General features: G+C 72.5%; 10 protein-coding genes. 5 read left to right on the top strand and 5 right to left on the bottom strand.

What is annotated here, in order from left to right; translation table 11 throughout:
• The 3 genes from ACBR40_RS01025 to ACBR40_RS01015 all read right to left on the bottom strand — a co-directional run.
• Positions 1-698, bottom strand: a 698-nt coding sequence (locus ACBR40_RS01025; RefSeq protein ID WP_371247023.1) for an acylphosphatase, incomplete at its 3' end; no start/stop codon positions are given.
• A 169-nt stretch (positions 699-867) separates the two neighbouring features.
• The gene (gene arc, locus ACBR40_RS01020; RefSeq protein WP_344215499.1) at positions 868-2,631 is read right to left on the bottom strand and encodes a proteasome ATPase; all 1,764 of its coding nucleotides are present in this window, start codon (positions 2,629-2,631) and stop codon (positions 868-870) included.
• A 204-nt stretch (positions 2,632-2,835) separates the two neighbouring features.
• On the bottom strand, positions 2,836-3,687 hold the full coding sequence (locus ACBR40_RS01015; protein WP_344215501.1) for a tRNA (adenine-N1)-methyltransferase: 852 nt from the start codon (positions 3,685-3,687) through the stop codon (positions 2,836-2,838).
• 55 nt (positions 3,688-3,742) lie between these two features.
• Here ACBR40_RS01015 and ACBR40_RS01010 point away from each other — a divergent pair, with 55 nt between their 5' ends.
• On the top strand, positions 3,743-4,834 hold the full coding sequence (locus ACBR40_RS01010) for a GNAT family N-acetyltransferase (RefSeq protein WP_364452751.1): 1,092 nt from the start codon (positions 3,743-3,745) through the stop codon (positions 4,832-4,834).
• 151 nt (positions 4,835-4,985) lie between these two features.
• Positions 4,986-5,483, top strand: a complete 498-nt coding sequence (locus ACBR40_RS01005; protein WP_371247022.1) for a hypothetical protein — start codon at positions 4,986-4,988, stop codon at positions 5,481-5,483.
• 134 nt (positions 5,484-5,617) lie between these two features.
• On the opposite strand, the gene ACBR40_RS01000 is transcribed toward ACBR40_RS01005, so the two are convergent.
• Together ACBR40_RS01000 and ACBR40_RS00995 are read right to left on the bottom strand one after the other, a co-directional pair.
• Positions 5,618-7,168 (bottom strand): FHA domain-containing protein, encoded by a 1,551-nt coding sequence (locus tag ACBR40_RS01000; protein WP_371247021.1) that lies wholly within the window; start codon positions 7,166-7,168, stop codon positions 5,618-5,620.
• Between the two features lie 340 nt (positions 7,169-7,508).
• The gene (locus tag ACBR40_RS00995) at positions 7,509-8,645 is read right to left on the bottom strand and encodes a site-2 protease family protein (RefSeq protein ID WP_371247020.1); all 1,137 of its coding nucleotides are present in this window, start codon (positions 8,643-8,645) and stop codon (positions 7,509-7,511) included.
• Between the two features lie 149 nt (positions 8,646-8,794).
• Here ACBR40_RS00995 and ACBR40_RS00990 point away from each other — a divergent pair, with 149 nt between their 5' ends.
• The 3 genes from ACBR40_RS00990 to ACBR40_RS00980 are packed head-to-tail and all read left to right on the top strand — an operon-like array spanning position 8,795 to position 11,562.
• Entirely contained in the window at positions 8,795-9,655 is an 861-nt protein-coding gene (locus ACBR40_RS00990; RefSeq protein WP_344215512.1) for a RecB family exonuclease, read from the top strand.
• 60 nt (positions 9,656-9,715) lie between these two features.
• Positions 9,716-10,882 carry a sensor histidine kinase gene (locus ACBR40_RS00985; RefSeq protein ID WP_371247019.1) on the top strand — a complete coding sequence of 389 codons (1,167 nt, stop codon included), beginning with the start codon at positions 9,716-9,718 and terminating at the stop codon, positions 10,880-10,882.
• Positions 10,879-11,562: a response regulator transcription factor gene (locus ACBR40_RS00980; protein WP_091087580.1), complete on the top strand. Its 684-nt coding sequence runs from the start codon at positions 10,879-10,881 to the stop codon at positions 11,560-11,562. Before ACBR40_RS00985 ends, ACBR40_RS00980 begins: the two co-directional genes overlap by 4 nt.
• Positions 11,563-11,590: the final 28 nt, after the last annotated feature.

Genomic DNA, 11,590 nt, shown 5'->3' with positions numbered 1-11,590 from the left:
GCGAGCTGGTAGCCGCCGAGGCCCTTGACCGCCACGATCCGGCCCGCCCGCAGGAGGGCGGCGGCGGTGGCGACGGGATCGCCCGGCAGTTCGCCGCCGCCCGGGTCGAGCAGCCGCAGCCGGGGCCCGCAGCCGGGGCAGCAGATCGGCGGGGCGTGGAAGCGGCGGTCGCCGGGGTCGTGGTACTCGGCCACGCAGTCCGGGCACATCGCGAAACCCGCCATGGTGGTCAGCGGCCGGTCGTAGGGGACGGCACGGACGACGGTGAAGCGCGGCCCGCAGCCGGCGCAGGAGACGAACGGGTGCCGGTGGCGGCGATCGGCGGGATCGGCTAGCTCGCGCAGGCAGTCGTCGCAGGTGGCGAGGTCGGCGGGGACCGCGGCGCGGCGCGGGCCCGCGGGGTCGGCGGCGGCGATGGCGAACCCACGGCGGCCGGTGGGCTCGGCGCGGACGACGGTGACCCGTTCGATCTCCGACAGGGCGGGGGCGTCGCGTTCGAGCGCGGTGAGGAACTCCGCGACGCGGGGGCGGGCGCCCTCGATCTCGATGTGCACGCCGTCGACGTCGTCGCGCACCTGGCCGGCCAGGCCGAGCCGCCGGGCGAGCGCGTGCACGAAGGGCCGGAAGCCGACGCCCCGCAGGACGCCCTCGACGTGCACCTCGACGCGCTTGAGCCCCACCTGATCGGAAGTGGTCACATCGCCAAGTGTGCGCCCCGAGGCGGGCCGGCGCATGCCTATCGCGTCGTGTCGCGCCCGGCGTCGGGCGGAGGGCGTCGGGCACCGGGAAACGGAAGCGGGGGGGCCCGGAGGCCCTCCCGCTTGTCGTCGTGCCGGCGTCAGGCGCCGTGGCCCTCTCGGGAAGGGGTCACAGGTACTGGCCGGTGTTGGCGACGGTGTCGATCGAGCGGCCGGCCTCGCTGCCCTGCTTGCCGGAGACCAGCGTGCGGATGTAGACGATCCGCTCGCCCTTCTTGCCGGAGATGCGAGCCCAGTCGTCGGGGTTGGTGGTGTTGGGCAGGTCCTCGTTCTCGGAGAACTCGTCCACGCAGGCCGTGAGCAGGTGCTGCACCCGCAGGCCCTTCTGGCCGGTCTCGAGGAACTGCTTGATGGCCATCTTCTTGCCCCGGTCGACGATGTTCTGGATCATCGCGCCGGAGTTGAAGTCCTTGAAGTAGAGGACTTCCTTGTCGCCGTTGGCGTAGGTCACCTCGAGGAAGCGGTTTTCCTCGCTCTCGGTGTACATGCGCTCGACGACGCTCTGGATCATGCCCTGGATGGTGCCCTGCCGCGAGTCGCCGTGCTCGGCCAGGTCGTCCGGGTGCAGAGGGAGGTCGGGACGCAGGTACTTCGAGAAGATGTCCTTCGCCGCCTCGGCGTCCGGCCGCTCGATCTTGATCTTCACGTCCAGGCGGCCGGGCCGCAGGATCGCGGGGTCGATCATGTCCTCGCGGTTGGAGGCGCCGATGACGATGACGTTCTCCAGGCCCTCGACGCCGTCGATCTCCGACAGCAGCTGAGGGACGATGGTGTTCTCGACGTCGGACGAGACGCCGGAGCCGCGGGTGCGGAAGATCGAGTCCATCTCGTCGAAGAACACGATCACCGGCGTGCCCTCGGAGGCCTTCTCACGAGCCCGCTGGAAGACCAGGCGGATGTGCCGCTCGGTCTCGCCGACGTACTTGTTGAGCAGCTCCGGGCCCTTGATGTTGAGGAAGAAGCTCTTGCCGGACTGGCCGGTCTTCTCCGCGACCTGCTTGGCCAGGGAGTTGGCGACGGCCTTGGCGATGAGCGTCTTGCCGCAGCCGGGCGGGCCGTACAGCAGCACGCCCTTCGGCGGCCGCAGCATGTGCTCGCGGAACAGGTCGGCGTGCAGGTAGGGCAGCTCGATGGCGTCCCTGATCTGCTCGATCTGCCGCCCGAGGCCGCCGATCTCCTCGTAGGAGATGTCGGGGACCTCTTCGAGCACGAGCTCTTCGACTTCGGACTTGGGTATGCGCTCGTAGACGTAGCCCGAGCGGGGCTCCAGCAGGAGCGAGTCGCCGGCCCTGACGGGCTGGCCCTGCAGCGAGTCGGCCAGCCGCACGACGCGCTCTTCGTCGGCGTGCGAGATGACCAGGGCCCGCTTGCCCTCGTCGAGCAGTTCTTTGAGCATCACGATCTCGCCGACCTCTTCGTAGCCGAGCGCCTCGACCACGTTGAGCGCTTCGTTGAGCATGACCTCCTGGCCACGCCGCAGCGAATCGACGTCGACGGCGGGGCTGACGTTCACCCGCAGCTTGCGGCCGCCGGTGAACACCTCGATCGTGCCGTCTTCTCTGGCCTCCAGGAAGGTGCCGAAACCGGACGGCGGCTGCGCCAGCCGGTCGACCTCCTCCTTGAGAGCGACGATCTGGTCCCTGGCCTCCTTGAGTGTGGCCACAAGGCGTTCGTTCTGGCCGGTCACGGCCGCGAGGTTCGCCTGTGCCTCATGGAGACGCTCTTCGAGGACTCTGGCCTGACGGGGTGACTCGGCCAGCTTCCGCCTCAGCGCGGTGATCTCCTCCTGCAGGAAGGAGACCTGTGTTGAAAGATCAGCGACCTCCCGTTCGCGCTGCGCGGCTCGAGCCTCAGCATCATCGCGAGCTGCCACGCCCCGTCACCTCCTTCCCAGTCGAGGGCGACTACTAAGGACCTTACCTATCTCGGGCCCCTCCGTAACCTGGCCGGGCAGTGTTCGTAGAGTGACATTCAGTGTTCGGCGATTAATCCTCAATAGTGCGTTTAATACTCCCAGCACAGGAACACGACGATCTGTTCCCGTGTCACTCACCAACGCACCCTCGTGGCCAAATTGTCATAGTTCTTCGGTCGTCCCCTTCGGTCGGCGGCGTCTCGGCGGGGGTGTCACTCCGTCCGCCATGCGGCGGGCGGAGACGAGGAACCCCGTGTGGCCGATCATCCGATGATCCGGTCTCACCGCGAGTCCTTCGACATGCCAGTCGCGAACCAGGGTCTCCCACGCATGCGGCTCGGTGAAACACCCGTGATCGCGAATGACCTCGACGGTCTTCGACAGCTGGGTGGTCGTGGCCACGTAACAGCAGATCACGCCGCCCGGCGTGAGGGCCTTGGCGGCGGCGTCGACGCACTCCCACGGCGCGAGCATGTCGAGGATCACCCGGTCGACGTCGGCCTCGTCGATGGAGTCGTTGAGGTCGCCGACCACCAGCCGCCAGGTGTCGTCCATGGGGCCGCCGTAGAAGTTCTCGACGTTCTTGCGCGCCACGTCGGCGAAGTCCTGGCGGCGCTCGTAGCTCGTCACGTGGCCCTCGGGGCCGACGGCGCGCAGCAGGAAGCAGGTGAGCGCGCCGGAGCCGACCCCCGCCTCGATCACGCGGGCGCCGGGGAAGACGTCGGCCATGCCGACGATCATCGAGGCGTCCTTGGGGTAGATGACGGCCGCGCCGCGCGGCATGGCGAGCGTGTAGTCCTGGAGGAGGTGGCGGAAGGCGAGGTACTGGGTGCCGCCGGACGAGCGCACCACGGAGCCCTCGGGCTGCCCGATCAGGTCGCTGTGCGGGATGGCGCCCTTGTGGGTGTGGAAGACGCCGTCCTCTTTGAGCGTGATCGTGTGGCGCTTGTTCTTGGGGTCGGTGAGCTGCACCTGATCCCCCGGGCGGAACGGCCCATGCCTGCGGAAACCCATGGCGGCAAGGTTATAGGGCTTTCGGGCGGCTCCGGACGCACGATAAGTATGGGGGATGCTCGCGCGCCACGTGATCTCCGCCGGTCCCCTCGTCCTGCGGGCCCCCTCAGACTCCGACGCCGAGGCGATCATGCGGGCGTGCGACGACCCGGTGACGGCCCGCTTCCTGCCGCTGCTGCCCTCCCCGTACCGGCTGTCGGACGCGCGCGCGTACGTCGAGCAGGCCCGCGCCAAGTGGGAGGCCGGCGGCGCCGAGTTCGCCATCACCCAGGACGGCCGCTACGCCGGCTCGATCGGCGTCCGGCCGCCCGACCGCTGGCGGGTCGCCGAGCTCGGCTACCTCGTCGCGCCGTGGGCCCGCGGCAAGGGCGTGGCCTCGACGGCCGCGCGGGCGGTCGCCGACTGGCTGTTCGACCAGGGCGTACGCCGGGTCGAGCTGGAGGCCGAGGTGGAGAATGTCGCCAGCCTGCGGGTGGCGTACAAGGCGGGCTTCCGCGAGGAGGGGCACCGGCGCGAGGCCAAGCTGCTGCGCGACGGCCGCCCCGCCGACCTGATCACCTTCGGGCGGCTGCCGGGCGAGGCGGCGCCGCCGGTGGAGCCGTACCTGCCGTTCTTCGACGGCGGGGAGCTGTCCGACGGCGTGGTACGGCTGACGCCGATGACCCCGGCGGACGCGGCCGACTTCCACCGGATGCTGGCCGATCCGGTCGTGGCCGCGTACAAGGTGGGGCCGCCCAGCACCCTCCAGGACGACGAGCGGCGCTGCCGCTACACCGGCTACTGGTGGGTGTCGGGGCAGCGGATCGAGCTGGCCGTGCGCGACGCCGGGTCCGGGGCGTTCGCCGGGCACGTGCAGCTCACCCAGGTGACGCCGGCGCTCGGGCAGGCGATGGTCGGCTACTCGCTGATGCCGGGCTTCCGCGGCAAGGGGTTCATGACGCGGGCGGTGCGGCTGCTGGTGGACTGGGCGTTCGCCCGTACGGCGCTGCACCGGGTCGTGGCCGGCACCGAGGCGGGCAACGTCGCCTCGCACCGGGTGCTGGAGCGGGCCGGGTTCAGCCGGGAGGGCGTGCACAGGGAGATGTTCCCGAAGGGCGGCGGGCGGCGCGTGGACGACCTCGCCTGGGCCCGCGTCCGCTCCTCCTGACGGCTGACGGCCCCGGACGGGGAGAAATCCCGATTTCCTGTTGAGGGCTAGTCAAGGGCCACGTCGGGGGCGATAGTCGGGGCAGTCGCTTTCGAGGGTCGCGTGGTCGGCTCGCGCGATCTCGCCTCCGACCGGCCGAGGGATCGCCGCGATGCCATACAACCGTGTCGACGTCTCCATGCGCGAGCTCATCTCCGCCTGTTCAGGGCTGGAGGCCGCGGACCTGGTGGACCGGCTGGCGCGGGCCGCCGCCGCGGTCGCGAACACCTCGTACGCGGGTTTCGTCCGCGCGGATCCGCTGCGCGAGGAGGCCCGGTCGATGTACGCGCACACCCCGCCCGGCGACCCGCTGCGGGTGCACGGCTGGCTCGCGGAGTCGGGGGTGCTGAAGGAGCTGGCGTCGGCCGTGGAGCCGGTGCGGCTGGCGTGCGACCCCAGCGTGGGCGAGCCTGGCTTCCTCGCGACGCCGGTGCCCGCGGTGTCGTGCGACCATCTGTTCGTGTGGGTCGCGGGGCGGGCCTTCTGCGACGCCGACGAGCACCTGCTGAGCAGGTACGCGATCGCGGCCGGGCGGGCGCTGGAGGCGGCCAGCGGCCTGGAGGCGGCGGTGCGGCTGCTGCGGGGCGTACGGGCCTTCCGCCCGGCCTGACGGGCCACGGAGAACGCCGGACGGCAGGTCTGGAGGACGCCCGACGGCAAGCCTTGGACGGCGCCGTACGGCAGGCCTTGGAGGACGCCGGACGGCCGCGCCCGCTCGGTGAGGGGGCGCGGCCGGCGGGCCGCTCAGCCGCGGTGCGCCTCGTAGCGCAGGGTGCGGGAGACACCCACGCGCACGGTGGTGCCGGGCGCGATGGTGACGGGCTCGTTGGGCGGGATGTCGTAGAAGTTGGGGTCGCCGGGCGGCTGGATCTGGGTGCCGTTGACCGAGCCGAGGTCGACCAGGTTGACGTCCCAGCCGTCGAGCGCCACCCGCAGGTGACGGCGCGAGACCGAGCCGTCGGGGCTGGTCACCTTGGCCGGGCGGGCCGTGCCGCCGGCCACCTCGGGGGCCCGCTCGGGGTCGCGGCCGAGCAGGTAGTCGCTCTCCAGCGGCAGCGCCGTGCCGTCGTCGAGGATGAGCACGCCGAGCGAGGGGCGCGGTCCCTTGTAGGGGACGAGGGTGCGCTGGACCAGGGCGATGCCGCAGACGGCGCAGTAGGGGACGCGGGGGTCGTTGAAGTGGTCGTTCTTGCAGTCGACCCCGTAGACCAGCGGCCGGTCGCCGTGCTCGGGCTGCTGCTGCTCCTGCTGCGGCTGCGGCGGGCCCGGGTGGTCGAAGTGGTCGGGCTGGCCGGGCGGCGGGGGCGGCGCGGGCTGGTCGCCGAAGTGGTCGGGCCCGCCGAAGGGCTGCTGCCCCTGCTGGTCGGGCAGGCCGTTGCCGGAGGGCGGCTGCTCGTCGTAGGTCGGGTAGTGGCCCGGCTCGGGCAGGGACGGCGACGACTCGCGCGAGTGGTAGGCCGGCGGCTGGTCGTGCGGCGGCCCGTACGGGGAGTGCTGCTCCTGCGACGGGTAAGGCTGGTCCTGCGAGGGGTACGGCTGATCCTGAGGCGTGTGGTAGGGCCCCTGCTCCATGGACGCCGGGACGGGCTGGGGGCCCGAGGGCGGGCTCGGCACGACCGGCGGCTGGTCGGCCAGCGGATAGGGCGGCCGCTCCACCGGCTGGGACTGCGGCTGCGGCTGGGGCTGGTGCTGGGGCTGCTGCTGGGCGGGCGGCTGGATGAGGTCGGCCTCGATGTGGAAGGCCGTGGCCGGCATCTCGCTGGTCAGCGGCCGGGACTGCGCGGGCATTTCGGACGACCGCCCGATGGGACGGTCGGCGGGACGGTCGGCGAGGTCGCTGACCAGGCCGCCGCCGTGGACCACGCCGCCGTCGAGGCGTACGGCCGGATGCGGGGAGCCGGCGCCGGGCAGGCTCAGCTCGACCCGCTCGACGGTGCCGGTGACGAGCCGGTCGGCCCAGGTCAGGGAGTCGCTGCCGGACAGCCGCGTCTCGCCGGCGGAGGTGACGACGCTCGCCGAGGCCGAGCCGCTGACCAGGACGGCGACGCCGCCGGTCACCGGGCCCGCGACCGCGCACGCGGCGGGGTCGCCCGCCATGTTGGCCGCCAGCACCTGCGCCGCGCGGCGCGCCAGTGCCCGGCCGTCGCCGCCGGAGGCCGCGGTCTCGCGCAGCGCGTCGAGCAGGCCGTCGGCGGTGGCCTCGCCCGGATCGCACACCAGCAGCAGCCCGCCCAGGTAGGCGACGAGACCGTCACCAGGAAGCGGACGCACCGCTCCGAAGCCTTGGTCGGTCATGCGTCCTCCCTCATGACGACCGTGCCGCGCTCATCGGTGCCCTCGCTGCGCTCGGTCACTCAACTCTCCTCCCCGGAAGCCGGCGTTGTCACGGCGCCCGCACTGCGGTGCCGGCCACCAGCCATACGCATACCCAGACGACGGAGCCGTGCCGCGCCCCCGTCGTCTCGATTCGATGAACCGGTGGACCGCAACTAACCCCTTAACTGTGCAAGTTTGGCCAAACAGCACACTAGCGGCCAGTCATCGCATCGCAGAAATCGCCCGGGTCCGCTCCCGAACCCGGAAACCGCTGGACACGACCCTATCCGGGGGCCGCGGCTTAAACGAGTGGGACAAATCAGACGCCGGTGAACACCCGGTTCACATCGGCGGTGGACAGCACGCCGTAGACCTCGCCGCCCGGCTCCACGAGGAGATATTCGCTGCCCGGCGCCTCGCGCATGGCGTCGATGAGCGGCTCGCCCGCGAGGTCGGCGGCCAGCACCATGGCCGGGTCGAGCGACTTGGCCAGGGAGGCGGAGCTCACCCACGGGCGGCGGTGCTCGGGGGTGGCCTGCACGGCGGCCTCGCTGACGATCGCCAGCGGCCGGCCGTCGTGGTCGACCACGACGATGGCGCCCGCGTGCCGCTCGCCCGCCTGCCGCAACGCCTCCGACAGCGGCGTGTCGCCGCTCACCGGCACCGCCCTGCGGGCCAGGGCCCGCGCGTTGACCCGCGGGATGCGGGCGCGGATCTTGGCCACCCGCAGCGACTGCGAGGCGCCCATCCAGATGAAGGAGGCCAGCACCAGCGGCCAGATCACGTCGGTGATGTCGGCCTCGCCGCCGCCGGCGAGCGCCGACGCGAGGGGCACCGCGACGAGCAGCACGGCCAGCACCCGGCCGCCCCAGGCGGCGACGATCGTGCCGGTGCCGGGGCTGCCGGCGATCTTCCACACGCCGGCCCGCAGCATCCGGCCGCCGTCGAGCGGCAGTCCCGGCAGCAGGTTGAAGACGCCGACGATGAGGTTGGCGAACCAGAGCTGCAGCACCAGCACCTCGAGGATGCCGCCGTCGTTGATGAAGTAGACGTCGGCCAGCCAGCCGAGCCCGGCCAGCCCGAGCGACAGCCCCGGCCCCGCCGCGGCCACCAGGAACTCCTTGCCCGGCGTGGGCGGCTCCTTCTCGATCTCCGAGACGCCGCCGAGGAGGTAGAGGGTGATGCGGCGCACCGGCAGCCCGTAGGCCTTGGCGAGGACGCTGTGCGCCAGCTCGTGCAGCAGCACCGAGACGTAGAGCAGCACCGCGAAGACGAACGCCACGCCGTAGGCGGCGCCCTCGCCGATGCCGGGCAGCATCCGCCCGAAGTAGGGGCCGAACATCACGGTGATGAAGCCGGCCACGAGGAACCAGGTCCAGGACACGTAGACGGGGATGCCGAACAGCCTCCCCATCGGGACGCCGGAGAACTCCTGCCGGGGGCTCTGCTCGCTCACCGCTCTCCTCGTACGTCTTCCCGGCGGGTCCGCGTGCGGTCGGGCCCCGGCGGTGTGGTGGTCTCGCTGCCTTGATGCTACGCGCCGCGGCAGGCGCTCATCGTCGCGCCGGGGGTCAATCTGTCGGGGCCGTGACCTAGAGTGCGTGCATGACGCTGACCGAGCCGGTGATCATCGGTGCGCTGTCCCCCTCCCGCGCGGGCGATTTCATGACCTGCCCGCTGCTCTACCGCTTCCGGGTGATCGACCAGCTCCCCGAGCGGCCCTCCCCGGCGGCGGTGCGCGGCACGGTGGTCCACGCGGTCCTGGAGCGGCTCTACGACCTGCCGGCCCCGCGCCGGTCGGTGGCGGCGGCGCTGGAGCTGCTGGAGCCGCAGTGGCGGCGGCTGCTCGACGACGACCCCCAATACGCCGAGATGTTCTCCGGCGAGGAGGAGCAGGCCGAGTGGCTGGCGCAGGCCCGCGGCATGCTGGAGCGCTACTTCACGCTGGAGGACCCGACCCGGCTGGAGCCGGCCGAGCGTGAGCTCTACGTCGAGGCGGTGCTCGACGGCGGGCTGATGCTGCGCGGCTACGTCGACCGGCTCGACGTGGCGCCGACCGGCGAGGTCCGGGTGGTCGACTACAAGACCGGCAGCGCGCCGGGGCCCGACTTCGAGGCCAAGGCGCTGTTCCAGATGAAGTTCTACGCGCTGGTGCTGTGGCGGCTGCGCGGGCGGGTGCCGCGGCTGCTGCAGCTCGTCTACCTCGGCGGCCAGGGCGAGGTGCTGCGCTACGCCCCCGACGAGGCCGACCTGCAGGCCACCGAGCGCAAGGTGATGGCGCTGTGGACGGCGATCGAGCGCGCGATGCAGAGCGGCGAGTGGCGGGCGCGGCGCAGCCGGCTGTGCGACTGGTGCGACCATCAGGCGCTGTGCCCCGAGTTCGGCGGCACCCCTCCCCCGGTGCCCGACCGGCAGCCCGGCGACACCGTGCGCAGGAACCGCCGGGCCGCGACCGACGAGCTTTAGCAGGACTGATCCTCCCCGGGGAGGAGGAATCGGACTCCCGGGCGGTCCTACAGTGAAGCCGTGCGCATCGACCGAACCCGCCTCCACGACCCGGTTCTCGCCGCCGTGGTGGCGATCGTCTCGGTGGTGCTCCACACGCTCGACGACCCGCTGATCCCGGCGTCCGCGGGGCCGCGGCCGCCCGACGGGTTCGGCGTCGCGCTGGTGGCCGTGGCGGGCGTGCCCGTGGCCTTCCGCCGGCGGTGGCCGCTGGCCGCGCTGTGCGCGGCCCTGGTGCCGGGCCTGCTGCTGACGGCGACCGGCTACGGCATGGGCGTGCCGGGCCTGGCCGGGCTGGTGCTGCTCTACTCGGTGGCCTCCCACCGGGGGCTGGCGATGGCGCTGGGCGGGCTGCTGGTGTCGTTGTCGGCGTACGCGCTGGGGGCGCTGGCCGGCCCCGTGCGGGCGGCGGCCTGGACCGACCACGTGGTGGTCGTCATCCTGGTGACGGCCGTGTGGGGCGCGGGGCGCAGCCTGCGGCTGCGGCGGGCCTACCTGGAGGAGCTGAAGGACCGGGCGGCGCGGCTGGAGCGGGCGCACGCGGCCGACACCCGGGCGGCGCGGGCCGAGGAGCGCTCGCGGATCGCGCGGGAGCTGCACGACGTGGTGGCCCACCACGTCAGCGTCATGGTGGTGCAGGCCGCGGCGGCGCGGCGGGTGCTCGCCGCCGATCCCGCGCTGGCGGGCGAGGCGCTGTCGGCCATCGAGCACACCGGGCGCACCGCGATGGCGGAGATGCGCACGATCGTGGGGGTGCTGCGCGCCGACGCGCGGGCCGAGCTGGGGCCGCAGCCGGGCGTACGTGACCTGCCGGCGCTCGTGGAGCAGATGCGGGAGGCGGGGCTGCCGGTCCGGCTGCTGGTGGAGGGCGAGCCGCGGGAGCTGCCTGCCGGGGTGGACCTGGCGGCGTACCGGCTGGTGCAGGAGGGGCTGACCAACAGCCTGCGGCACGCGGGGGCCGGGGCCGGCGCGGTGGTCACCGTCCGGCACAAGCCGCGCGAGCTGGACGTACGGGTCGAGGACGACGGGACGGGCGGCGCGGCGGATGGTCTGACCTCGGGGCAAGGGCATGGTTTGGTGGGCATTCGCGAAAGAGTGGCACTCTATGGTGGAATCCTGAGCATCGGTCCGCTGCCGGGGGGCGGTTTCGAGGTGCGGGCGAGGTTCCCGCTGAAGGACGGACAATGACGATCAGAGTGCTGCTGGTGGACGACCAGCCGCTGCTGCGCACCGGTTTCCGCCTGATTCTCGAGGCCGAGCCCGACATCACGGTGGTGGGGCAGGCCGGCGACGGCAAGGCCGCGATGGAGCAGACCCGGGCGCTGCTGCCCGACGTGGTGCTCATGGACATCAGGATGCCCGGGGTGGACGGCATCGAGGCGACCCGCCGGATCGTGCGGGAGGCGGCGCCGTCGGCGCACGTGCCGAAGGTGCTGGTGCTGACCACGTTCGACCTCGACGAGTACATCGTGGAGGCGCTGCGCGCGGGCGCGTCGGGGTTCCTGCTGAAGGACGTGCCGCCGGACGAGCTGGTGCAGGCGATCCGGGTGGTGGCGGCGGGCGAGGCGATCGTCGCGCCGAGCGTGACCCGGCGGCTGCTCGACCGGTTCGCCGCGCGGCTGCCGTCGGCGTACGAGCAGGCGGCCCCCGCCCGGCTCGACCGGCTGACCGAGCGCGAGCTGGAGGTGCTGCGGCTGATCGCCAAGGGCATGTCCAACGCCGAGATTGCCGCCAAGCTGGTGGTGAGCGAGACGACGGTCAAGACGCACGTCGGCAACGTGCTGACCAAGCTGGGGCTGCGCGACCGCGTGCAGGCGGTGGTGCTGGCCTACGAGACGGGCCTCATCACGCCGGGCGCCCTGTCCTGACCGGGCCGGGCGGCCCGTTGTCGGGGAC

The organism is Nonomuraea sp. AD125B, from assembly GCF_041402765.1.
Lineage (GTDB): Bacteria > Actinomycetota > Actinomycetes > Streptosporangiales > Streptosporangiaceae > Nonomuraea > Nonomuraea bangladeshensis.
Note: the sequence above shows the minus strand (reverse complement) of the source record. Positions and strands in the feature narration are given on the sequence as shown.

What these genes read in the sequence shown, in the direction of transcription:
- ACBR40_RS00990 (WP_344215512.1), top strand. Translation starts at nt 8,795, where the DNA reads ATGACGCTGACCGAGCCGGTGATCATCGGTGCGCTGTCCCCCTCCCGC.
- ACBR40_RS01000 (WP_371247021.1), bottom strand. Translation starts at nt 7,168, where the DNA reads ATGACCGACCAAGGCTTCGGAGCGGTGCGTCCGCTTCCTGGTGACGGT.
- ACBR40_RS01010 (WP_364452751.1), top strand. Translation starts at nt 3,743, where the DNA reads ATGCTCGCGCGCCACGTGATCTCCGCCGGTCCCCTCGTCCTGCGGGCC.
- ACBR40_RS00980 (WP_091087580.1), top strand. Translation starts at nt 10,879, where the DNA reads ATGACGATCAGAGTGCTGCTGGTGGACGACCAGCCGCTGCTGCGCACC.
- ACBR40_RS01005 (WP_371247022.1), top strand. Translation starts at nt 4,986, where the DNA reads ATGCCATACAACCGTGTCGACGTCTCCATGCGCGAGCTCATCTCCGCC.
- ACBR40_RS01015 (WP_344215501.1), bottom strand. Translation starts at nt 3,687, where the DNA reads ATGGGTTTCCGCAGGCATGGGCCGTTCCGCCCGGGGGATCAGGTGCAG.